22 protein-coding genes are annotated in these 22,650 nt (G+C 65.8%); 13 read left to right on the forward strand and 9 right to left on the reverse strand.

Translation table 11 applies throughout. The features are described from left to right. The first annotated feature begins 193 nt into the window (after nt 1-193). On the forward strand, nt 194-1,051 hold the full coding sequence (speE, locus tag ABQY74_RS18665; RefSeq protein ID WP_024939717.1) for a polyamine aminopropyltransferase: 858 nt from the start codon (nt 194-196) through the stop codon (nt 1,049-1,051). A gap of 94 nt (nt 1,052-1,145) precedes the next feature. Here the strand turns inward: speE and ABQY74_RS18670 are convergent, their stop codons facing one another. Together ABQY74_RS18670 and ABQY74_RS18675 are read right to left on the reverse strand one after the other, a co-directional pair. Beyond that, the gene (locus ABQY74_RS18670; protein ID WP_102584083.1) at nt 1,146-1,757 is read right to left on the reverse strand and encodes a PH domain-containing protein; all 612 of its coding nucleotides are present in this window, start codon (nt 1,755-1,757) and stop codon (nt 1,146-1,148) included. A gap of 206 nt (nt 1,758-1,963) precedes the next feature. Then, nucleotides 1,964-2,791 carry a hypothetical protein gene (locus ABQY74_RS18675; RefSeq protein ID WP_228600083.1) on the reverse strand — a complete coding sequence of 276 codons (828 nt, stop codon included), beginning with the start codon at nt 2,789-2,791 and terminating at the stop codon, nt 1,964-1,966. Between the two features lie 609 nt (nt 2,792-3,400). Here ABQY74_RS18675 and ABQY74_RS18680 point away from each other — a divergent pair. After that, nucleotides 3,401-4,075, forward strand: coding sequence for an RIO1 family regulatory kinase/ATPase (locus ABQY74_RS18680; protein ID WP_039520988.1), 675 nt, complete (start codon nt 3,401-3,403; stop codon nt 4,073-4,075). Between the two features lie 358 nt (nt 4,076-4,433). Here the strand turns inward: ABQY74_RS18680 and ABQY74_RS18685 are convergent, their stop codons facing one another. Beyond that, nucleotides 4,434-6,416 carry a beta-N-acetylglucosaminidase domain-containing protein gene (locus tag ABQY74_RS18685; RefSeq protein WP_349794097.1) on the reverse strand — a complete coding sequence of 661 codons (1,983 nt, stop codon included), beginning with the start codon at nt 6,414-6,416 and terminating at the stop codon, nt 4,434-4,436. A gap of 455 nt (nt 6,417-6,871) precedes the next feature. Further along, nucleotides 6,872-7,210 carry a P-II family nitrogen regulator gene (locus ABQY74_RS18690; RefSeq protein WP_016904463.1) on the reverse strand — a complete coding sequence of 113 codons (339 nt, stop codon included), beginning with the start codon at nt 7,208-7,210 and terminating at the stop codon, nt 6,872-6,874. Between the two features lie 191 nt (nt 7,211-7,401). Here ABQY74_RS18690 and ABQY74_RS18695 point away from each other — a divergent pair, with 191 nt between their 5' ends. The 3 genes from ABQY74_RS18695 (at nt 7,402) to ABQY74_RS18705 (ending at nt 10,007) form a co-directional block, all read left to right on the forward strand. Then, nucleotides 7,402-7,680, forward strand: a complete 279-nt coding sequence (locus ABQY74_RS18695; protein WP_039816672.1) for an accessory factor UbiK family protein — start codon at nt 7,402-7,404, stop codon at nt 7,678-7,680. A gap of 15 nt (nt 7,681-7,695) precedes the next feature. Then, nucleotides 7,696-9,216 carry a YifB family Mg chelatase-like AAA ATPase gene (locus ABQY74_RS18700; RefSeq protein ID WP_349794095.1) on the forward strand — a complete coding sequence of 507 codons (1,521 nt, stop codon included), beginning with the start codon at nt 7,696-7,698 and terminating at the stop codon, nt 9,214-9,216. 281 nt (nt 9,217-9,497) lie between these two features. Next, nucleotides 9,498-10,007 carry a lipocalin family protein gene (locus ABQY74_RS18705; RefSeq protein WP_016904460.1) on the forward strand — a complete coding sequence of 170 codons (510 nt, stop codon included), beginning with the start codon at nt 9,498-9,500 and terminating at the stop codon, nt 10,005-10,007. A gap of 595 nt (nt 10,008-10,602) precedes the next feature. On the opposite strand, the gene ABQY74_RS18710 is transcribed toward ABQY74_RS18705, so the two are convergent. Further along, entirely contained in the window at nt 10,603-10,779 is a 177-nt protein-coding gene (locus ABQY74_RS18710; RefSeq protein WP_010374782.1) for a hypothetical protein, read from the reverse strand. 382 nt (nt 10,780-11,161) lie between these two features. On the opposite strand from ABQY74_RS18710, the gene ABQY74_RS18715 reads away from it, so the two are divergent. After that, nucleotides 11,162-12,721: an EAL domain-containing protein gene (locus ABQY74_RS18715; protein ID WP_104571139.1), complete on the forward strand. Its 1,560-nt coding sequence runs from the start codon at nt 11,162-11,164 to the stop codon at nt 12,719-12,721. Nucleotides 12,722-13,036: 315 nt separating this feature from the next. On the opposite strand, the gene ABQY74_RS18720 is transcribed toward ABQY74_RS18715, so the two are convergent. After that, the gene (locus tag ABQY74_RS18720; RefSeq protein WP_024939708.1) at nt 13,037-14,161 is read right to left on the reverse strand and encodes an acyl-CoA desaturase; all 1,125 of its coding nucleotides are present in this window, start codon (nt 14,159-14,161) and stop codon (nt 13,037-13,039) included. Between the two features lie 9 nt (nt 14,162-14,170). Then, complete coding sequence (locus ABQY74_RS18725; RefSeq protein WP_349794093.1) at nt 14,171-15,247, reverse strand: ferredoxin reductase; 1,077 nt, start codon at nt 15,245-15,247, stop codon at nt 14,171-14,173. A gap of 93 nt (nt 15,248-15,340) precedes the next feature. On the opposite strand from ABQY74_RS18725, the gene fabR reads away from it, so the two are divergent. Both fabR and ABQY74_RS18735 read left to right on the forward strand, forming a co-directional pair. Next, nucleotides 15,341-15,988 (forward strand): HTH-type transcriptional repressor FabR, encoded by a 648-nt coding sequence (gene fabR, locus ABQY74_RS18730; protein ID WP_016902665.1) that lies wholly within the window; start codon nt 15,341-15,343, stop codon nt 15,986-15,988. A gap of 635 nt (nt 15,989-16,623) precedes the next feature. Next, nucleotides 16,624-17,436, forward strand: a complete 813-nt coding sequence (locus ABQY74_RS18735; protein ID WP_016902664.1) for a hypothetical protein — start codon at nt 16,624-16,626, stop codon at nt 17,434-17,436. Between the two features lie 115 nt (nt 17,437-17,551). On the opposite strand, the gene ABQY74_RS18740 is transcribed toward ABQY74_RS18735, so the two are convergent. Then, complete coding sequence (locus ABQY74_RS18740) at nt 17,552-18,418, reverse strand: alpha/beta fold hydrolase (RefSeq protein ID WP_349794091.1); 867 nt, start codon at nt 18,416-18,418, stop codon at nt 17,552-17,554. After that, nucleotides 18,418-19,518, reverse strand: a complete 1,101-nt coding sequence (locus tag ABQY74_RS18745) for a DUF3182 family protein (protein ID WP_349794089.1) — start codon at nt 19,516-19,518, stop codon at nt 18,418-18,420. Before ABQY74_RS18745 ends, ABQY74_RS18740 begins: the two co-directional genes overlap by 1 nt. Between ABQY74_RS18745 and ABQY74_RS18750 the strand changes: the two genes are divergently transcribed. From ABQY74_RS18750 to ABQY74_RS18770, 5 genes are all read left to right on the forward strand, one after another. Continuing rightward, the gene (locus ABQY74_RS18750; protein WP_166769495.1) at nt 19,483-19,704 is read left to right on the forward strand and encodes a hypothetical protein; all 222 of its coding nucleotides are present in this window, start codon (nt 19,483-19,485) and stop codon (nt 19,702-19,704) included. The two genes, ABQY74_RS18745 and ABQY74_RS18750, sit on opposite strands and share 36 nt — an antisense overlap. Nucleotides 19,705-20,201: 497 nt before the next feature. Beyond that, nucleotides 20,202-20,483, forward strand: a complete 282-nt coding sequence (locus tag ABQY74_RS18755) for a hypothetical protein (protein ID WP_016902660.1) — start codon at nt 20,202-20,204, stop codon at nt 20,481-20,483. A 42-nt stretch (nt 20,484-20,525) separates the two neighbouring features. Further along, the gene (locus ABQY74_RS18760) at nt 20,526-20,792 is read left to right on the forward strand and encodes a hypothetical protein (protein ID WP_024939703.1); all 267 of its coding nucleotides are present in this window, start codon (nt 20,526-20,528) and stop codon (nt 20,790-20,792) included. 94 nt (nt 20,793-20,886) lie between these two features. Beyond that, nucleotides 20,887-21,480, forward strand: a complete 594-nt coding sequence (locus ABQY74_RS18765) for a DUF4142 domain-containing protein (RefSeq protein ID WP_024939702.1) — start codon at nt 20,887-20,889, stop codon at nt 21,478-21,480. Between the two features lie 208 nt (nt 21,481-21,688). Then, on the forward strand, nt 21,689-22,576 hold the full coding sequence (locus ABQY74_RS18770) for a TIGR01777 family oxidoreductase (RefSeq protein ID WP_349794086.1): 888 nt from the start codon (nt 21,689-21,691) through the stop codon (nt 22,574-22,576). Nucleotides 22,577-22,650 lie beyond the last annotated feature (74 nt).

The raw sequence follows: 22,650 nt of genomic DNA on the forward strand, positions 1-22,650 counted from the left end.
CGCCTGGCACGCGCAGGGTCCGTTACAATCCGCGCCGACTTCACGCCCTGCTCCTGATTGGAGCGGGGTTGGCGGGGGTTCGGGATGGCCGCCAGCAGCTTGCCTGTGCGCGGCTGCGCCCGACCCTCATCCGGCGCTTTGCGCCACCTTTTCCCGCTGGGAGAAGGAACAGCCCCATCTTTTAGGACTTTGCATGAGCGCCAACGACAACTGGTACATCGAACATTTCCAGCCGACCGGCTCGGCGATCGGCTTCCGCATCAGCGGCAAGCTGGACGAGGTGCAGTCCCCGTTCCAGAAGATCGAGATCTACCAGACCACCGACTGGGGCAAGCTGATGCTGATCGACGGCGCGGTGATGCTGACCAGCCGCGACAATTTCTTCTATCACGAGATGATCAGCCACCCGGCGCTGTTCACCCACGCCGCGCCCAAGCGCGTGGTGATTATCGGCGGCGGCGACTGCGGCACCCTGCGCGAGGTGCTCAAGCACCCGGGCGTGGAAAGCGCCACCCAGTGCGACATCGACGAGCAGGTCACCCGCATGTCGGAGAAGTATTTCCCCGAGCTGTGCGATTCCAACCACGATGCGCGTGCCGAGCTGCTGTTCGACGACGGCGTGGCCTACATGGCCAACTGCCCGGCCGGCAGCGTGGACATCGTGATCGTCGATTCCACCGACCCGGTCGGCCCGGCCGAGGGCCTGTTCAACAAGGCCTTCTACGAGAGCTGCTTCAAGGCATTGAAGGACGACGGCATTCTGGTGCAGCAGTCCGAGTCGCCGCTGGCGCTGCTGGAGCTGATCAAGGAAATGCGCACCGAAATGGGCAAGGCCGGCTTCCAGTCGTTCAAGACCCTGCCCTTCCCGCAGCCGTGCTACCCCACCGGCTGGTGGAGCGTGACCATGGCCAGCAAGCAGGCCAACGCCGATTTCGCCTTCCGCCAGGACGCTGCGCAGGCCAAGGGCTTCGAGACGCTGTACTACACCGCGCACCTGCATACCGGCGTGCTGGTCGCACCGCCGTTCGTGGCCAAGGCGCTGGGCGAGTAAGCAAGGCTCACGCACCGTAGCGCGCCGCCAGCGGATGCGGGCGGCGCGCCAGTAATCGCGGCCAGGCCGTGACCAGGCAACCGTGCCGAGCGCCCTACAACCGCGCCAGCACCTCGGCCTTCTTGGCGTCGAACTCTTCCTGGGTCACCAGCCCCGCATCCAGCAGCTGCTTGAGCTTGCTCAGCACCTGGATCGGATCGTCCGCGGCCAGAGCCGTGCTCGGCGGTGACGAGGACGCGCTGCCCTGCGAGGTGGGTGCGTGCACCACCACGCCACCTGCCGATGCGCGCAACTTGTCGAACTCAAGCTGCTGGCGCTTTTCGTAGGCCGATTCCTCCACCTGCTGCGCATAGGCGTAGACCCGCCGCGCCTGCTTCTTGGGCAGGCTGTCGATGGACAGGTAACCGCCCTGCGTGGTGCGGCACATGATCGTCGCTCCCAGCATCTGCTCGCTCATGTGCACGTCGAGCACCTCGCGCCAGGGGACATCGCGAAACGTCATCCCGAACAGCGTGGGGTGCACTACGATGAATCTGCGCGTGGTCAGCACCACCGCGGCCGGCGACAGGTTCACCACCATTTTCTTCTGCACCGCGATGTACTCGACCTGCTCGTCCCGCGTCAGCAGCTCGTTCACCTTGGGCAGGATCTTGCCCACGGCCGTCGGGTCCTGCTCGTCCGTCAAAAACTGCGCCAATGCGTCCATCTGCCCTCGCCAACGGCTGAGTCAATGCGTTGACCGTGACACTACAACAACCCGCATGGATGCCCGTGCAACGCCAATGACCGTATGCGGCGCGGCTACAAGGTGCGGCCTCAAACAGAATTGCCGTCTGCCAAGTCGCTGTTGAACTACATCTGACGCAGAAGGGCGGACGCTGCCGCCCGCCGTTCCTGGATCGTTCGCTTACATTAGAAGCGGACTTCGAGTGCCGCGTTCAGTACTTCGGCACGATTGATGGTGGTGTCTTCGGCGTAGTCATAGTAATCGTTGGCGTAAATGTAGTTGGTGTACATCGCGCTCACACTCGCGTGCTTGCCGATATCGACGCCCAGGCCGAGGCTCGCGTAGCCACCGTAGATTTCATCACTCATTTCTGCGACCTCCGCATACCATGAGCCAATACGCACCACAGCAAACAGTGGAGTGTCACCAAAGTTGAAGCGGGCCGTACCGCCGATGCCGCCAAACTTCACTGCTGGAATAAAGACATCGTCGGTCGAGTCTCCGCGGTCCAGGCGCCCAACCGATCCCTCGAGCCCGATCAACGTCACCGAGCCGGCACGCCAGCGATAGCCGGCACTGAGGCCAAGCATGTCCTGCTTGTAGCCACTGAACACCTCGCCCCTACCACGCTGCACGCTGATAAACGCGCCGCTGTCGATACGCGATTGCTCGGTCCGCGCAGTGCCCGTTGCTGGTACTGGCGCTGCTGCGTACGCCGGCGCAGGCGGCGCATCTACCGCAGGCGTCTGCGCCGTGACGGTGGCAAATCCGCCGGTCTGGTCGACCACACCTGCACTTCCGCTTCCACCGACGGCGGTCGGCGCGCCGCCGCTGCCGGCTTGCGACGGACGCGACTGCGGCGCTGCCGGCGCAGGGGCCTCCTGCGTACCGGCCTGCGGCTGCCTTTGCTGCTGCCGGTAGCTGTCCCAGCCGCGCGACAGCGATTGCGCTGAAGCCTGTGCCGTGACGCCAAGCGCCGTGCAGGCCAATAGCAGTGTTGCAGTCCTTTTCATCGTATTCCCCATGAGTGGTCCCCCATCGTTCCCGCATCCGTGCGCGCGCGGGCGAACCCGACGGCGTCTGGAAGTGGCGCAGTTGCTGTCATCTCTCCGGGGGCGTCCCCGCATCACTGCAATGCCCAAGGCACCGGCCGTGGCACACCGGCGTGGATGTGCGCGACGCGCGCGTGATGCAGCCCCCTGACCGCAGCGCGCACAGTGTCTGGAGTCTCATTGCCTGTCAAGAAGCGGCGAGACGCATATCCAACCGCGCTCTGCCGGGGTGAGCTTCGACATGTTCCGCCACTACCGATCCGCCGCGAGCCGATCGCCAGCTCACATTGCGATCGAGCGAGATCGCACCGCGGCCGTGGTGCCGCGTGTGGCCGCCCAGTGCATCGGCAGAGCGCTCCCGCGTGCCGTCCAATCCGGTGATTTTGCAAAACCCGAATGCTTCAACCGTTTGAATAGCAAGGCTGTTCCATGTCCGGAACATTTCATTTGTTAAACAAATGCAATTTCAGTACTCGCAAGTTCTAAAATTCACCGGACCGATCCCTCGCGATCATCGTGAACCTGCCAGACGCGTGATTCCTCCGCGCCGCCAAGGTCCGGAGACTTGCCATGCATTACCAGCCGCTGGACACCTCCAGCCTGCAAATCGTCACGCCCGTGCTGCTCAAGCAGGGCACCCGGCTGCTCGAGCCCAACGTCTATCGCACGCATCTGGATGGGCAACTGGCGGTGGTCAAGGACTACAGCCGCTACCGCCGTACGCTGCTGGCGCCGATCGCGCGGCTGATGGTGCGGCACGAGGCCAAGATGCTGGCCCGCCTGCACGGCTGGCGGCACGCGCCGGCCCTGCTCGGCACGCTGGGCAGCCTGGCGCTGGGCATGGAGTTCATTCCGGGCGACACGCTCAGCGCCAGTGCGGTGGTGGGCCAGGAAGTGTTCCAACAATTGCAGCAGGCGCTGCGCCGCCTGCACGCCGTCGGCATCACCCACAACGATCTGCACGGCACCAATGTGGTGATCAGTGCCGGCGTGCCGGTGCTGATCGATTTCACCTCGGCCTGGCGCTTCCCGCGCTGGTTGCGGCGCGGCACGCTGGCGCGGCAACTGCAGCGCAGCGACCTGGCCAATTTCCAGAAGATGCGCCAGCGCCTGGCCGGGATCGCGCCGACCGCCGACGAGGCCGCACGCAGCGCCGAGCCGCGCTGGGTACGCACCATCCGCGGCAGCTGGAAGCGACTGTATCGGCACCTGAAGCGCGATGCGCAGCCAACCAGTGCCGACTGAAACCTGCTGACCGGCAGGCCGCGGCCACCCGCCGCCAATGCAACGGGCGCCGGGCGCGATGCCTTGCCGGTGACGTGCAACCGCGCCCTGCATCCAGCACCGGCGCCGGCACCTGCGCAACAACGCATATCGATCTGCGTCCCGCATGCTGATCCGGCGTCGTGGGCCACACCCGCCGGGCTGCAAGCCTGGCCATCCCGATGCCACGCCAACGGTGCGCCGATCTTCCTGGCGAGCAATCGCCAGCTGGTGCGCAACGGCACGGGGAAACCACAATGGACAGGGTCACGCGCCGCTGCCGTGCACCGGCGGCGCCCTCCAGGCGGCTAGCCGGTCGTCCGGTCGCCGCCCCGGCTACTCACTGCGCGCCGGCCGCTTTGGCTGCCGACGGCGCGCGGTAGGCGATCAATTGCGGCGCGTCGGCGACGAAGCGGTCCAGCACGCCATCGGCGATCTTGACCGGGCCACCGAAGCGCGTGGCGCCGGGGATCGAGGGGATCGCCGCGGCGTCGGCGGCGATCCGCTTGGCATCGGCAAACGCAACTGCTGCCTGCGCGTCACCGCGATTGGCGGCATCCAGCCCGGCTGCGGTCTGCTGCAGCGCGCGGCCCCAGCCTTCCATCGCCTCCAGCCAGGGGCGCGATTGTTCCGCAAAGCCCTTGTCGGCCACGCCTGCGCGAATGGTCTGCGGCGCCGCTGCGAACGCATCGGCCGTGCGCACCAGCTCGGCGATGGCCTGGCTGCGCGCCGCTGCATCGCCCAGCGCAATCGCCTCGCGCACATGGTCGAGCACCGCCTTCAGCCGCGGCGCCTGTTCCTGCCACGGCTGGCTGCCAAAGGTCGGCGCCAGATGCTGGGTATCGAAGAAGGTCAGCAGCGCGGCGGTCACCTGCGCGTCACCACCGGCCAGGTCGCGTGCGGCCGCATGCCAGGTGCGCTGGGCGTCGTAGCCGGTGTCGTTCCAGGCGAAGGCGGTCAGCCCCATCACCGCCACCCGGCTGGGCACTTCCTGATTCATCGGGTTGGAGACGATGCCGGACAACTCCGCCGACAGGCCGGCCTCGCGCCGCGCATACGGCGCCATCAGCAGGCGCCCGGCCGAGGTTTCGAAATCGTTGACCGGATAGTTGTCCCACAGCAGCGTCTTGCGGCCGAATGCCTTGGTCGCCGCGCGTGCATCGGGAATGGAAATGGCCGGCGGCACCACGTCGGTGCCGGTCCACTGCACCACGATCTTCGGGTCCAGATGCTTGCGCAGCGCTTCCTTGTACGGGCTTTCCTTGGCGTCGTAATACTCGGTCGGCACCATGATCAGCTCCGAGGCTGCATCGTGGCGGGCGACCAGGTCGGCCTGCACCAGGTTGAGCAGATGCGACTGCGCGATACCGGCCGCCTGCGCGCCGGACGCGCCGAAGGTGGTCTTGTCGCGCTCGCAGTTCCACTTGGTGTATTCGATATCGTCCAGCGCCACGTAGAAGCTGCGGACGCCCAGCGCACGGAAGGCATCGAACTTGCGCAGCAGCGCCTTGGCATCGGCCGGATCGGAAAAGCACACCGTCGGCCCCGGCGAGATCGCATAGACGAAGTCGACATGGTTGCGCCTGGCGGTGGCCGCCAGTTTGCCCAGCGCCTTCAGCGTCGCGGCCGGATACGCCTCGCGCCAGCGGTCGCGCGCGTACGGGTCGTCCTTGGGGCTGTAGATGAAGGTATTGGCCTTGCTGCGGGCGAGAAACTCGATGTGCTTGCTGCGGTCGGCCATCGACCACGGCGCACCGTAGAAACCTTCGATGGTGCCGCGGATCGGCATCACCGGATGATCCTGGATCGCCAGGGTCGGAATGGCCGGACGCTCGACCAGCTGGCGCAGCGTCTGCGCCGCATGGAACAGCCCGTCGTTGTCATGACCAGCCAGCGTGATCAGGCTGCCGGTGCCGAGCGCCACGCTGGCGAGCGTATAGCCCTCCTTGTGGGTGTCCTGCATCGCCTTGCTGCGGGTCAGCGCATCGCGCACCACTGCCGCCTCGCCGGTGCCGAGCACGATGTGCGGGCGGTCGAGCGTGGCCGGCAGACGCGCCGCGGTGGCGATCTTGGTGACGCCGGCCGTACCGAGAATGCGGCGTACCAACGCGATCGACTCCGGATCTGCGCCCGGCGCCACCACCAGCACCACTGATTGCCCCAGCGTGACGGTGCCACCCTCGAGCGTGATCGAGACCGGGGCGGGGAAGATCGCCGGCTGGGTCACCGGCTGTGCCAGCGCGGGGACTGTTGCCGCTGCCAGGCCTGCTGCCAGCCAGAGCGAGAGCGGGCGCAAGCCCGACTTCCTATCGCGTCGCTTCATCCCCGAACTCCGGTATTGAAATGGTATTAGGCCCTAGAGTAGGCAAGTCGTCGCGTGGCGACAAGCGGGCCGGTCTTGGGACACTCAAATCAGAACGGAAGCCGAAAAGCTTGGTCGCGGGCATGACGCCTGTGCCGCTGCTGGCCCCAGGTGCTGGGTCCACTCTTCGGTATTGAAATGGTATGAGCAGGCTGCGTGGCATGGCACCGCTCGGGTCGTGTGGCAGGCCAGCTGCTCGAGTGAAATCGAGCCGGCTCAAGGCTTCGCAGACGCGTCGGCCGTCGACAGCCAAAGGCTGCTCGCCCACAAGTGACTATTTAGCCAAGATGCAATTGTGGACGCCATGGCGCTGCGTCGCGGCAATCCGCCGATGACGGATGCGGTATCTCAGCAATCAGCCAATCACCTGAGCACCAACGGCGCGATATCGGCCGAAGGCGCTGCCCGCTGACGCCTTACAGCGCGTCGCTGTCCAGTTCGCCGGTGCGGATGCGCACCACGCTGCCCAGGTCGTAGACGAACACCTTGCCGTCGCCGATCTTGCCGGTCCCGGCCGCGGTCACGATGGCTTCGACCACGCGCTCGGCCTGGTCGTCGGTCACCGCCACTTCGATCTTCACCTTGGGCAGGAAATCGACCACGTATTCGGCACCGCGATACAGCTCGGTGTGCCCCTTCTGGCGCCCGAAGCCCTTGACCTCGGTGACCGTGATGCCTGCCACCCCGCAGCCGGCGAGCGCTTCGCGCACATCGTCGAGCTTGAACGGTTTGACGATGGCCATGATCATTTTCATCAGTGCAGATCCAGCGGCATGACAGGGCGCGCAGCATACCGTGGACGGCCGTAACACTCACCCCGTGGCGCGCGGCCGTCACCGCGGCCGACAGCCGAATGGGACTATCCTTACCGCCTGCCGACTGCCTTGCCGATGTCCCGCGTGTCCCGGCCTGCACTAGGCTTCCTACGGACCTGCGGAGAACACCCATGATCGATTTCAACCAGCTCGACGACCTCGCCCGCCGCCTCAGCGACCTGGTGCCGCCTGGCCTGCGCCAATCGCGCGAAGAACTGCAGAGCACCTTCAAGGGCGCGCTGCAGGCCGGCCTGGGCAAGCTGGACCTGGTCACCCGCGAAGAGTTCGACGTGCAGCGCGCGGTGCTGCTGCGCACGCGCGAGAAACTCGACGCGCTGGAGCAGGCCGTGGCCGCGCTGGAGGCCCGTGCGCCTGCGACGCCGCCCACAGCACCGCCTGCCGCTCCCTGACCAGGGCCTTCCACCATGAGTCTAGCGCTGGTGCACAGCCGCGCCCGCGTGGGGGTGCATGCGCCTGAGGTTCGGGTGGAGGTGCATCTCTCCGGCGGGCTTCCCTCCACCCAGATCGTGGGCCTGCCCGAGGCCGCGGTGCGCGAATCGCGCGAACGCGTGCGTGCGGCGCTGCTGTGCGCACAATTCGAATTTCCCGCCCGGCGCATCACCATCAATCTGGCGCCGGCCGACTTGCCGAAGGAAGGCGGCCGCTTCGACCTGCCGATCGCCCTCGGCATCCTGGCCGCCAGCGGGCAGATCGACCGCCAAGCGCTGGCCGAGTACGAGTTTCTCGGCGAGCTGGCGTTGACCGGCGAGTTGCGTGGCGTCGATGGCGTGCTGCCGGCCGCGCTGGCTGCCGCGCAGGCCGGGCGACGGCTGATCGTGCCGCTGGCCAACGGTGCAGAAGCGGCCATCGCCGGGCACGTCGAGGCCTTCACCGCGCGCACGCTGCTGGAAGTCTGCGCCGCGCTCAACGGCAGCCAACGGGCGCCCGCTGCCGAGGTGGCGATCCCGGCGCTCGGCGCGCGTGCGCTGCCCGACATGGCCGACGTGCGCGGCCAGCCGCACGCACGCCGCGCGCTGGAGATCGCCGCTGCCGGCGGTCACCATTTATTGCTGGTCGGCAGCCCGGGCTGCGGCAAGACCCTGCTCGCCTCCCGCCTGCCCGGCCTGTTGCCGGAATCCAGTGAGGCCGAGGCACTGGAAACCGCTGCCATTACCTCGGTCAGCGGCCGCGGGCTGGATCTTGCGCGCTGGCGGCAGCGGCCCTATCGCGCCCCGCATCACACCGCCAGCGCGGTTGCGTTGGTCGGTGGCGGCACGCATCCGCGCCCCGGCGAGATCTCGCTGGCCCACAACGGCGTGCTGTTTCTGGACGAATTGCCCGAATGGCAACGGCAGACGCTGGAAGTGTTGCGCGAGCCCCTGGAATCGGGCCTGGTGACGATCTCGCGCGCCGCGCGCAGCGTGGATTTCCCCGCACGCTTCCAGCTGGTTGCTGCCATGAACCCATGCCCATGCGGTTGGGCCGGCGATGGCAGCGGGCGTTGCCGCTGCAGCAGCGACAGCATCCGCCGCTACCGCAGCCGCATCTCCGGCCCATTGCTGGACCGGATCGACCTGCATGTCGAAGTGCCGCGACTGCCCCCGCAAGCCTTGCGCAGCGGCAATCTCGGCGAAGACAGCGCCAGCATGCGTACCCGCGTGGTTGCCGCACGCGAACGGCAACTTGCGCGTGCCGGCGCACCCAACGCACAACTGGATCAGGCACAGACCGATCATCATTGCCGCCTGGAGGGCGACGATCAGGTGCTGCTGGAACGTGCCATCGAACACCTGCAGCTGTCCGCACGCTCGATGCATCGCATCCTGCGCGTGGCCCGCACCATTGCCGATCTCGACGACAGTGCGGCCATTGCCACCCGGCATCTGACTGAGGCCATTGGCTACCGCAAACTGGATCGCGCCATGGGTACGGCGAGCGCGGCGTAGCAGCGCCGATCCAAACGCCTCAACGTGGTGGCATTGGTCCACCGTACGACGATGCCGCGCTGTTTCGTTAGGACGTTGAGGAGTTCGAGACGGCCATGCGATCGACCGCTGCGTCCATCGCAGAACTATCTGCTGCCGGTTCGGCGGCAAGGTGCGTGCACGTGCTTGCATCGGGCAGCACTGCATTCGCCGGTACGTCCACACGCTCTCTCCAGCGTCGCAACATCCATTTCATGGCAATGCACGTACAACGTCCGCCACACCACTGCGCAGAGGCCGCCATGAGCCGACTCCCCGACCTAGTCACCGTCCCGTCCCTGGATCTGAATCGCTATCTGGGCACCTGGTACGAAATCGCACGGCTGCCGATTCGCTTCGAGGATGCCGATTGCACCGACGTGTCGGCGCACTATTCGCTGCAGGACGATGGCACGGTGCGGGTGCAGAACCGCTGCCTGACCGCCGAGGGCGAACTGGAAGAAGCAATCGGGCAGGCGCGCGCCATCGACGACAGCAACGCGCGGCTGGAAGTCACCTTCCTCCCCGAAGGCCTGCGCTGGATTCCTTTCACCAAAGGCGATTACTGGGTGATGCGCATCGATGCGGACTACACCGCCGCGCTGGTCGGTGGCCCCGACCGCAAGTACCTGTGGCTGCTGGCAAGGCTGCCGCAGCTGGACGAAAACATCACCCAGGCCTATCTGGCGCATGCGCGCGAGCAGGGCTTCGATTTGGCCCCGCTGATCCACACCCCGCACACCGGGCGGCTGACGGAGCAGCCACTTCCCTGACTGCTGCGCAGAGCTGGCAAAGCAGCCTTCAACCTGCTCGCTAGGGCACGCACTCCGGGCCAGCGAAGGTCTTGTGTCTTTGAGGATCGGGGTTACGGGTAGCTCGACTGTAGAGCCAGACCAACTCTAGAGCGGCTGATCTGCGACTTGGCTGCAGGGCCCTTGCCCGCCTACCATCGCGGGACACGCCGCAAGTACGTCCATGTAGGCTCTTACGCGATGGTAGGCAGGCAAGGACCAGTCGAGATGGTCGGTGTGCATGGAGCAAGCAGGGCAAGACATGGTTGGTCGGATCACTGCATGTGCCACCGGCTTCCCATCCCAAGCCGCGCAGCACACAGGTTTTCAACGCGCAACCGACAAACGTCTCCTCTGCCCGCCACAAGCTCAGGAACACGCTTTCGAGAAAGCAGCCGACCAACTTGCTAGTGCGGGACCCCTGCCGGTTGCGGGACCCTTGGCGGCATCAATGCCGCCAAGGAGCCTATACGGACAGATGCACGGCGTGTCCCGCAAGCGGTGAGGGCGCCGCGCCCTCGATCTACCCCCTCGCCTATCTGGTATTCGACGATTGGCGACCGGATTGAAGCCCGGCTCAACCGTTGAGCGTGCCCAGATCCTTGGCCGCAGCCTGCGCGCCTTCCAGGCTGTCGAAGGCGACGCCGGTGTCGCCGACCACGTACTTGGTCAGCTCGCCATCGCGGGTGGTTTCCTGCATCTTGAAGATCGGCACTGCATCGGTGCCGCCGACGCGTTCTTTCTGCGTTGTCATGGTGATTCCTCCAGGAAAGTGCCTTGCACGGGGCCGGATGGCGCCGCGGCTCCCGCTTGGGAGCACAGACCACCCGACCCTAGCGCGCTGCCTGGTGCAGGCGCGTGAATCCATTGACGAGGCCGATTACCACACCTGCCGGCACCGTCATTTGCAGAAAATCACATCTGCTTCGCCCCGCGGACGCGCGCAACCCGCGCGTCTGTCGTACATTCGCGACGTGCAGCCTCATCAGTCCACCGTCACTGTCTCTAGCGTCCTCGCGCGGCACGTCCATGCGCGGCGCAAATACGCCACGCCATTCGTGGGGCGATGCATGTCAGCGCCGCTCTGCACGGGCTGTTGTGCGTGAGCACGCCTCCACGCAGATGTGGGTGGTGAGGTGAAGCGTCAACGCATCATCAGTCTGACCGTGTTGCTGGTAGTGCTGTGCGCAACGCTTCCGGTCAGCCTGTCCTACTACCTGGCATGGCGGCTTGCGCTGGACCGCGAGGAAAGTAAGCTCGCGCAGCTCGCGGCACTGTCGATCCGGCGCACCGACACCGCCTTCGACGAGGCGCATGGTGCGCTCCTGAGCATGGCCGCGTCGCAGCTGCAGCCCTGCTCCCAATCGCATCTGGGGCAGATGCGCGCGCTGGTGCTGGCCAGTCACTACATCGTCGAACTGGGATACATGCAGCAGGGCCGGTTGCGCTGCACCTCGTGGGGACCATCGCCGGCGACCGTTGCCCACAGCACGGCCGACTTCGTGGTCAAGCGCGGCATCGCGGTCACCACGCGGCTGCGTCCGCTGGCCAATCCGCAACACCCGCTGATGGCCTTGCAGCTGCGCGACTACAACGTCCTGATCAATCCGACCACGCTGACCGACATCAATTTGCCGCCCGGCCTGCAGCTGGCGATCGGCACGCCGGACGGGCAGATCCTGAGCAGCACCGGCACTGCCGCCGAGCGGCTGCTGATCGCACCGCCGACCGATGCATCCGGCACCGACGCAGATGGCCAGGTGTTGTCCGGCCGCGACCGCCGCGGCGACTGGGCCGCGGTCGTCACCGAGCCGGCGGCGTATCTGCGCGGGCCGCTGGCGGCCGCGCGGCTGCAGGTGGTACCGGTCGGCATTGCGCTGGCGCTGCTGTTGGTCAGCCTGGTGATCTGGGTGTCGCGGCGGCGGTTGTCGCCGCTGGCACGGCTGGAAATCGCCGTCCAGCGCAACGAGTTCGTCGTGCATTACCAGCCGATCATCGCGCTGGACACCGGCGCCTGCGTCGGTGCCGAGGCGCTGGTACGCTGGCAGCAACCCGATGGCGTGCTGATCCCGCCCGATGCCTTCATCCCGCTGGCCGAAGAAAGCGGCTTGATCCTGCCGATCACCGACCTAGTGGTGGCCGAAGTCATCCGCGACCTCGGCCCCACCCTGGCGACCGACCCCTCCCTGCACGTGGCTATCAATGTCTCCGCCGAAGACATCAAGAGCGGCCGTGTGCAGACCGTGCTTGCGCAGGCGCTGCACGGCACCAGCGTGGACAGCGGGCAGTTGTGGGTGGAGGCGACCGAACGCAGCCTGATGGACATCGAAGCGGCACGTACCACCATCACCCACCTGCGCGGTGCCGGCCACACGGTGTCGATCGACGACTTCGGCACCGGGTACTCGAGCCTGCAGTACCTGCAAGGCTTGCCGCTGGACGCGCTGAAGATCGACAAGTCGTTCGTGGATACCATCGGCACCCACTCGGCCACCAGCGCGGTGACCTCGCACATCATCGACATGGCCAAGACGCTGCAGTTGCGCACCATTGCCGAAGGGGTGGAACGGCAGGAGCAGCTGGACTATCTGCGCGCACACGGCGTGGATCTGGCGCAGGGCTGGCTGTTCTCGCGCGCGCTGCCAGCCACCGGCTTCATCGCCTACCACGCGCTGATGCGTGGCGTCGCGCACTGACCAGCGCCGGGACGGCGCCCTGCGCTGACCTGGACCGTCAGGACGCGCAGTCGACCAACAGCCACGGCGATCCGGGCACCGCAATAAACGTTGTGCGCACGGCATGCTCGAATCGCAGCGCAGGTGCTGATCTCGTCCGCACGCAAGCTCAAATTGCCCGAACGCGTGTTGCCCGAGCTGGCGCTACCGCTTTGCGTTCACCCCCTGCCGCAAGCACCGATGCTAAGCACCCGGCAAGGCGCAATCTCGTGTGGCGATCCGGCAGGGACTGACTGCACCCCAAAAAAAAAGGGCCGCCAATGGCGGCCCTTTCGATCAGGCGCTCTGCAAGGCGCCTTCGCGTTGGCGGCGTACCGGCTTGGGCCGGCTCGGGAACGCGTGCCGCACGATCCGCCACATCACCTGGCCGAACTGACGCGGCAGCGAGCCGGTGTTGTAGTGCTGGCCGTAGCGCGCACAGACCTGCTTCACCTCGACCGCAATCTGCGCGTAGCGATTGGCCGGCAGGTCCGGGTAGAAGTGATGCTCGATCTGGTGGCTCAGATTGCCCGACAGCACGTTCATCAGCTTGCCGCCGGTGAGGTTCGAGGAACCCCGCAGCTGACGCAGATACCAGTGGCCGCGCGACTCGTTGCGGATCGACTCCTTCGGGAACACTTCCGCATCAGCGGTGAAGTGGCCGCAGAAGATGATCACGAAGGTCCAGATGCTGCGCAGCACGTTGGCAGCCAGGTTGCCCAGCAGCACGGTCAGGAAGAACGGGCCGGCCAGCAGCGGGAACACGATGTAGTCCTTGAGCATCTGGCGGCCCATCTTGCGGCCGACCGGCAGGAACGAGGCGCGCAATTCGGCCGCCTTCATCTTGCCGGCGAACCAGCGGCCCAGGCGCAGGTCCTGGATGGCCACGCCCCATTCGAACAGCAGCGCAAAGAACACCGCCACGAACGGCTGCAGCAGGTAGAACGGGCGCCAGCGCTGCTCGGGGAAGATGCGCAGCAGGCCGTAGCCGATGTCGTCGTCCATGCCGCGCACATTGGTGTAAGTGTGGTGCTTGAAGTTGTGCGTCTTGCGCCAGTTGTCGCCGGTGGCAACGATGTCCCACTCGTAGGTGTTGCCGTTGAGCTGCGGGTCGCCCATCCAGTCGTACTGGCCGTGCATGACGTTGTGGCCCAGCTCCATGTTCTCCAGGATCTTGGACAGGGTCAGCAACACCACGCCGGCGATCCAGGCCGGGATCAGCACGCTGTGCACGAACGCACCCAGGAACAGCAGCGCGCGACCGGCCACGCCGGTCCAGCGCACCGCCGCCACGATGCGGCGGATGTAACGCGCATCGGCGGCGCCGACCTGGCTCTGCACGCGGGCGCGGATGGCATCGAGCTCGTCGCCGAAGGACTGCAGTTCGGCAGCGGACAGGGCGCGGTTATGGACTCGGCTCATGAAGATTCCTTACAGATCCAGGATCAGGTCAGTGCTCGGGGCACTGATGCACAGGCGGACCTGTGCGGTGGGTTCGTTGCTGCGCTCACCGGTCAACAGGTGGCGCGTGGTGCCGGACTGGCGCGCGCAGGCGCAGCTGTTGCAGATGCCCATGCGGCAGCCGTATTTCGGGCGCAGGCCTTGTGCTTCCAGCCCTTCCAGCAGCGACTGGCCGCGCGGCAGGCTGAGCGTACGGCCGCTGCGTGACAGCTGAACCTGCACGTCACCGGTTTCGCCGTCTTCCAGCGTCGGCACGCTGAAGGCTTCGGCCTGCAACGCGGCCACGCGGCCCTGCAGGCGCGCACGCGCCGCCTGCACGAAACCGCCCGGGCCACAGACCATGACGTGACGGCTGGAGAGATCGGCAATCTGCTCCAACGGATAGGTATCGATGCGCGCCGCCGGCGTGGCGCCTTCGCGGGTGGTCAGCAGCCGTACGCGCAAGCGCGGATGGGCGGCGGCCATCGCCTCGAATTCGTCGACGAAGCAGGCTTCGTCGCGCTGGCGCACCCAGTACAGCAGGTCCACGTCCATCGGCATGCCGGCCTGCGCGGCGGCCTGCAGCAGCGCGCGCATCGGGGTAACGCCCGAGCCGGCCGCCAGCAACAACAGCGGCGTCGGGGTGGTCGGCAGCAGCATGTCGCCGAAGGCCGGATCCAGCGACACCACCGTCCCAATCGGCGCAGCGCCGGCCAGGTAGCGGCTGACCAGCCCGCCCTCGATCGCCTTGACGGTGATGGCCAGGCGGCCATCGGCCAGCACGGTCGGGCTGTAGCTGCGCAGCAAGCGGCGGCCGTCGATCTCCACGCCCAGGCTCACGTGCTGGCCGGCCTGCAGGCCCTGCCAGTGGCCATTGGGCCGCAGCACCAGGGTCACCGCGTCGCGGCTGGCCGCCGTGCGCGCGACCAGGCGGGCCATCGGCCGTTCCAGCGTCCACAGCGGGTTGAGCCGGGTTGCCCAGAAGTCGAACAGCTGCGGCGACACCAGCCGGCGCGCCAGACGCGTCGGCAACGGGGACTTGGACTTGGGAGGAGATGCCAGGTTCATGGATTGCACTATACGCATGCATGCACAGCCGTGTATACAGTTGTATATCGATCAGAGGAGCTATGATTCAGGCCCACGCCCGGCTGCCGCCTCATGACCTCCATCGCCCTGCCTTCCCAAGACGCGCCGCCGTCGCGCAAGCCGGCGATTTCACGCGAGGACCTGATCGCCGCGGCGCTGTCGCTGATCGGACCGCACCGCAGCCTGTCCACGCTGAGCCTGCGCGAGGTGGCACGCGAAGCCGGCATCGCGCCGAACAGCTTCTATCGCCAGTTCCGTGACATGGACGAGTTGGCGGTGGCCTTGATCGATCTGGCCGGGCGTTCGTTGCGTACCATCATCGGCCAGGCCCGCCAGCGCGCCACCTCCACCGACCGCAGCGTCATCCGCGTGTCGGTCGAGGCCTTCATGGAACAGCTGCGCGCCGACGACAAGTTGCTGCATGTGCTGCTGCGCGAGGGCGCAGTGGGCTCGGATGCATTCAAGCAGGCGGTGGAGCGCGAGCTCAGCTATTTCGAAGACGAGCTGCGGGTGGATCTGATCCGCCTGGCCGCCGCCGACAACGCCAAGCTGCATGCACCGGCATTGGTGTCCAAGGCGATCACCCGGCTGGTGTTTGCAATGGGCGCGGTGGCGATGGACTCGCCGCCGGAAAAAGACCCCGAATTGATCGAACAGATCTCGCAGATGCTGCGCATGATATTGACCGGCGCACGTACCTTGGGCACGCACGGCGGGTAAGCGTGGTTTGACGTTGGAAGCTGCGTGCCTGCCCCGCTTTCATCTATGACGCTTGATCGTTGAGTGTTGAGTGTTGAGTGTTGCAGCCTGGCTGGCTGCGTATGGATTGCATCGCACGTTTGCACTGTCAGTGCGTCAATGACTTTTTGGTCATGATGGCGCAGTCCACTTGCGTTGCCGCGTCGAGCGTCATTCGAGCGCCCGTGCATCGACATGGCCGCAGGTACTGCGTTTCGCACAGACAACCAGAAATAGTGATCGCTGCAACAGCTGCAGTGCCTGCTTGCATCGGGAGGTATTTCAACGACCTGCAGCGCGCTACGGTCGCACGTTCTGCAGACCACCGCTTTGCGGAGAAAAGCTTGGCGTTATCGGCTGACGACGTGGTCGAGATTATCCGTCCACACTAATAAGTCGAGGTCACGCGTAATAAACGACCCGCACGATGAACTTGCTTGGAGCGCGATGTTGCAAGCTGACATCAGCAACCTCATCCATACCGACAGATGCACAGTTCAGTCTTGTCGCGACGTTACTCACATCCAAGCACACGCGTTTCACTCCGCCCTGTCCAAGGTGGCGCCACGTTCGCGATCTGTCTCGACAGACGCACCTACAGGCACCCCGGAGACGACATGAGCAACCACGATACCCCTCTCGACAAGCAGGAACGCAAGGCCGAAGCGCAGGATCTGAATCGTGATCCGATCTCCGGTGCACCCGGTTCGCATCCGGTGGGTGTGGGTGTGGGCGGCATCGCAGGCGGCGCTGCCGCAGGCGCGCTGGCCGGCACGGTGTTCGGCCCGCTGGGCACCTTGATCGGCGCTGCGGTGGGCGTGGTGGCCGGCGCTGCAGCAGGCAAGGGCGTGGCCGAGCGCCTGGACCCGACGGTGGAAACCGAATACTGGCGCCAGGAACATCAGAACCGTCCTTACTACAAGGAAGGCACCGATTACGACCGCGATTACGCCACCGTTTACGGCTTCGGCCTGCAGGCGCGCGAAACGCGGCCCACCAGCACCTGGGAAGAAACCGAAGCGACCCTGGCCGGCGAATGGCCGCGCAATCGCGGCGAATCGCGGCTGGAATGGGAAGAAGCGCGCCTTGCCGCGCGCGATGCCTGGGAGCGCGCCGATCGCACGCATAGCGTCTATCGCGAGGGCGATACGCATTACGAGGGCCGCTTTGATAGCGCGAGCTATCGCGATGCCGAGTATTCCTATGACGATTATCGTCCAGCCTACCGTTATGGCATGCAGGCGCGCCAGCAACATGCCGGCCGCCAATGGGACGACCATCTGGAACGCGACCTGGGCGATGGCTGGGACCGGTTCAAGTCCAACTCGCGGCTGAGCTGGGAAAAGGCCAAGCACGCAGTGCGCGAAGCCTTCGATTCCGAGAATCACGATGAGGCGGCACGTCGTAATCCGACCGACCCGCGCGTCTAAGTCATGACAGCCTGGCGTTAAACAACGCTCAAGCTGGAAAAAGAACGGGCCCGAGGGGTCCGTTCTTTTTTGTCGAAAGCGCCATCAGGCACGAGGCGCCTTGGCGAACGCGTGATCAGCTGGAGCTGTTCTCCACCGCGCGGATATCGCCACGGAACTCGTTCGCGCCTTGCCCAGGCGAGGATGGCGCATCGCTCTGCTGCTTGAGCCTCTGCTTGCGCGCGGCCACCACTTCCTTGGCCAGGGCGATGCGCCGGCCGACCACCATTTCGGTGAGCCAGTCGATCAGCGTGCGCGTGTATTCCTGTTGGTGTTCCTTGACGCTCAATGCATGGTCGGCACCGGCAATCACGCGCGCGCTCAGTGAGCGCGCATTGACGAAGGCATTGGCGTAGTTACGCAACACCGGATGCGGCACGATCACGTCATGTTGTGCCTCCACCAACAGTACATCGCCCTTGTAATCGGCACAGGCCGCCAGGGCGATATTGTCGTCAGGGGTCAACACGCGTTGCCGGTATTCCATCAGCTCCGGATCGGCGTTGAGGCTGACCTTGGGGTGATCCCAGTGCTCGTCCTTGTAGAGCGCGGGCGAACGCAACGCCAGCCATTCCACCGGGCGCTCGCGCGTCAGCAATGCCGACAGATAGCCGCCGTAACTGAGCCCGACCACGGCGATTGACTGCGGATCGACATACGGCAGGCCGGCCAGCTGATCGTAGGCGGCCTTGATGTCGTCCAGGTTCTGCGCGCGTGTCACGCTCTGGCGCATCGACGCATAGCCTTCGTGACCGCGCAGGTCGAAGGTCATGCAGATGCAGCCCAGGCCGACCGCTTCGCGCGCACGCACCAGGCTGTGATGCTGGCTGCCGCCCCAACCGTGGACGAACAACACCGCGGGAATGCCGGTGGGCGTCAGCAAGGTGCCGCTGAGTTCGTCCTGGTCGACCGGGATCTGGATGCTGGAAAGTTTGGCTTCCATTATGGGGTGGATACCCTCCTGTATTTGAAGCGTGGACCCGGCCCGGCGCGCTCTGCGCGGTAGTAGATCTGCGCATCCGCGGGCGGTTCGCCCTGATAGATCTCATGCGTGGATGCGTGCACCCACTGCAGGTTGGCGTCATCCTGAAAGCTGGAGATCGCGGCAAGCTCGGCCGGTGTCGCGCCGCCGACGCGCCAGGATTGCTCCAGCACACCGCAGACCGGACCGGCCTGCCCATCGTCGCCGCTGACCACGTCGTAGTTGCGCCGCGAGATGTGCAACCCAGGATAGGCGGCGGTGATGAATCGATCGTATCTGCAGGCCTGCTCGACCACGCGCTGTTGCAGCGACGGTAGCGCGGTCATGGCCAGTGCCTCGAGCGATCCGCGATACACATGCAGCGACGAGCCGCCGTAGACCTCCTCATCCTGCATGTTGCGCACGCTGCATTGCGTGCCGTAATAGGCAATCTGGACACCAGCCACGCAGAGCTCGCCCACGCTGTGCGTCACGGGCTGCAGGATATTGCGCTCCAGCACCGCGCCATGCGTGCCCAGATAGTGCTCCGGCAAGCTATCCAGCACCTGCGCGAGGTGCGCTGCACCGGCGATACGCCATTGGCCATTGCCACCCACGCCGGTCGGCAGTTTGAGTCGCACACCACCATCCGGAAGCAGGATCTCCAATGCACGCAGGGCATCGATGCGCGAAAACACCGTATAGCCCGCAAGTGTTGCCGGGACCAGCGCGGTGGCCAGTGCCTGGTTCCATCCAGCGATGCTGGCTGCGTGGTCGCCAATCAGCGGGTGGCCGATCACCTTGGTCGCCAGGAAGGCATGCGGCACGATGCCGCCCAGCAGGTCCGCCGCGTCATCGATACCGAGTCCATGCGCCTGTTCCGAGGTCAAGGTCTCATCGGGCACATGAAACACCGTCTCAGGGACAGCATGATTGGAGTCACTGGCGTGCCCCGCGCCGCGCACGCCCAGCAACCGCGCAATTTCGCCGCAGACCCAGGCATGCGTGGCGCGCTCGTGGCCGTACTCGGGCACCGGACGCGTGACATGCCCCACGACCTGGCAGTACTGCTTGTGCGCCATCACGTCTCCCCTCGCAGCGTCGAGCCGCGTGCCGTTGCTGGCCTGTTCAAACAGTTGAGACGCACGCAGGCATTGATGCAGCGCTACGCGATGCCCAGGAGAACCGGCTTATTTCAGCGTCAGATAGAACGCAAATACGATCGCAAGGACGACGATCAAGCTGATGGCGACACGTCCCCCTCGTAGCTCCACCAAGGCATGCCACCACACGCGTGCTTCGGAGGTACCGCTGGCGGCTTGCGGCTTACGGCTGCTTTCGCTGTCCTGCATCCTGAGTACTCTCATCTCCCTAAAGTCATCCCACATCCTAAGCATCAGACGTTACACAAGTGTGGAACGATTCAGAATCTTCCGTAAATTGCGGCATTGCGCAGCGGTTTTCTCGCTCATCAACGCAGCTACCAGCCGATGCGCGATGGCAAACCTCACATCTCGATGGCCGACATTTCGGCCAATGCAATCGATTGCTGACTATGGCTCAGCATGACGCTACGGCTTCGATCACAACTGCAGTCCACGCGCGACATTGCCTGCATACGTAGCGTGTAGAGGCGCAAATGCAAGCTGACCAGTTAAGCACGCACCACTGCAGTGCGTTGAATAGTCGGGTTCGATGATCATTCGTTGACACAGCCGCAGTTACCCTGCGTGTCAAGTTTGTTTAACCCGGACCACGCGAAGTCATGAGCAGAGACCCATCCGTCATCGATGTACAAGCCGAAATCGCGCATTGGCAGGCGCGGCACGCGCAGGGCAACCTGGGTGCAGGCAAGTTCAGCGAATTGTCCCCGGTGGTGAAAATGGCCTGCGATATCTACCTGCAGGCGCCGCGTTCGAGCGATCAGGAACGTCTGCGCCTGTTTCGCGACCGCCTAGAGCATCACTTCATCTCATCCAGCACCCAGTCCAACTACGAACAGTTGGCTACCGATTGCTGGCAGCGGCTGGGCACACGCAATAGTTGAGCAGCACGTATTGAGCAGGACCGTTACTCATTGGAGAGCATCATGAAAACCCCGTATCAAGTGCAGCAGGAGCTGGAGCGATTGGAGCGGTTGGTTCCGCACATCGTCAGCGACCAGGGCGACCGCGCGGAGGACATCCTAGGCTTCCATGTCGCCAGCTTGCTGGGCAGTGCCCCGGCCAGTGAACACGCGCTGATTCGCGAGCGCACCGCACGCATGGCGCGCGTGTGCCGCACCGCACAGGAGAGCGTGCGTACGCCAGCCAGATCGTTGGGCCTTGGCGCAGCCGCCCAGGCGCAGCTGGCCTGACCGGCAGGCGCCGATCCACGCATCACCGGAGCCGCGTAGCGGCTCCTTTGCATTTCACCGTCGGCAGTATTGGCCGCATTCTTTTAGGACCTCCATGAAATCCCTTCTTGTCGCGACATCGCTCCTTGCCGTGCTCTCCCTGACTGCCTGCGATCGCCCCGGCGGCGATGCCTCGCGGACTGCGCCGGCAGTATCGCCCGAGCCGACTGCTGCACCGGTCAGCGGCACCGGCGCTGCCGAACTGGCCAAGGGCGATCCCGCCGTGCTCGGCGTGCTGGCGGCGCTGGATGAAAACGAAATCGCGCTGGCCAAGCAGGCCATCTCCCAGGATCTGGGTGGTGCCACCGACACCTTCGCCAAGCAGCTGCTGCACGACCACGAAGCCAACCTGGAAAAGAGCAAGGCACTGGGTGCCACCGACAGCCCGCGTGCCGATGCAATGCGCGCCAAGGGCAAGGCAGCGGTGGACGCACTGGCAAAGACGGCGACCCTGCCCGATGGCAAGGACGCCTACCGCAATGCCTTCCTGCGCACGATGGTCAGCGACCACGGCGACACCATCAAGATCATCGACGCCGAACTGCTGCCCGCCGCCGAAAGCGCGCCGGTCAAGCAGCATCTGGAAGAAAGCCGGCGCGTGGTGTCGGCGCACTTCGAGCGTGCCCACGCGGTGTCCTCCTCGCGCTAAGCCCGTTGCAGCGTCTGCAAGCACCCAACGCGCCGGCCTGTCCGGCGCGTTGGCGTTTGGGCCTTGCCGGTCTTGCCGATCGGACACGCCCTCCGCGCGGCCGCCGTCCTGGCGCCGCACGCGGCCATCGCAGCGTGTGCAGCGACTTCACTTTGCAGCAGGTAGCGCTGGCCTATCGTGCCGCATCGATTCAGCGCAGGAATGTCCCATGCAGTTGCTCATCACCGGCGGCACCGGCTTCATCGGCGAGGCCTTGTGTCCGGCACTCGTGCAGGCCGGGCACCAGGTCAGCGTGCTGACCCGCGACCTGCGGCGCGCAGCGCGTCGCCTGCCCGGCATGACCGTGGTGGACACGCTGGACGGCGTGCAGGCCGATGCGGTCATCAATCTGGCGGGCGAGCCGCTGGCGGCCGGCCGCTGGACCGATGCGCGCAAACAGCGCTTCCGCGCATCGCGCCTGGGCATCACCGGCCAGCTGCATGCCTGGATCGCGCAGCAGCCGGCCGAACGGCGCCCGGCGGTGCTGATTTCCGGCTCGGCGGTGGGCTATTACGGCGAGCGTGGCGACAGCGTCCTGACCGAGGCGGACCACGCAGGCGACGATTTCTCTGCACAGCTGTGCCGCGACTGGGAAGCCGAAGCGGCAAAGATCGCCGCGCTCGGCCCGCGCGTGAGCTGGGTGCGCACCGGTATCGTGCTCGACCGCGACGGCGGCGCCCTGGCGCGCATGCTGCCGGCGTTCCGCTTCGGCGGCGGCGGCCCGTTCGGCGATGGCCGCCACTGGATGAGCTGGATCCACCGCGCCGACATGGTGGCCTTGCTGCTGTGGTTGCTGGAACACGGCCAGGCCGGCGCCTACAACGCCACCGCGCCGACCCCGGTTACCAATGCCGAGTTCGCGCGCACCCTGGCCCACGTGCTGCATCGCCCGGCACTGCTGGTGCTGCCTGCCAGCCTGCTGCGGCTGGGCTTTGGCGAGATGGCCGAGCTGCTGCTGGTCAGCCAGCGCGTGCTGCCGCAACGCGCCCTGGATGCCGGCTTCCGGTTCCAGTACGTCCACCTGGAAGCGGCATTGCGCGCCATCCTGCAGCGCTAGCGCCTGCGCGGCCCTGGGCCTTGCGCAACGGCAGGGCTGCCGGCCGCCTGTAACGGCCTGGCGGGCCATGCACT

It is taken from the genome of Xanthomonas sp. WHRI 7064, assembly GCF_040202355.2.
Lineage (GTDB): Bacteria > Pseudomonadota > Gammaproteobacteria > Xanthomonadales > Xanthomonadaceae > Xanthomonas > Xanthomonas arboricola.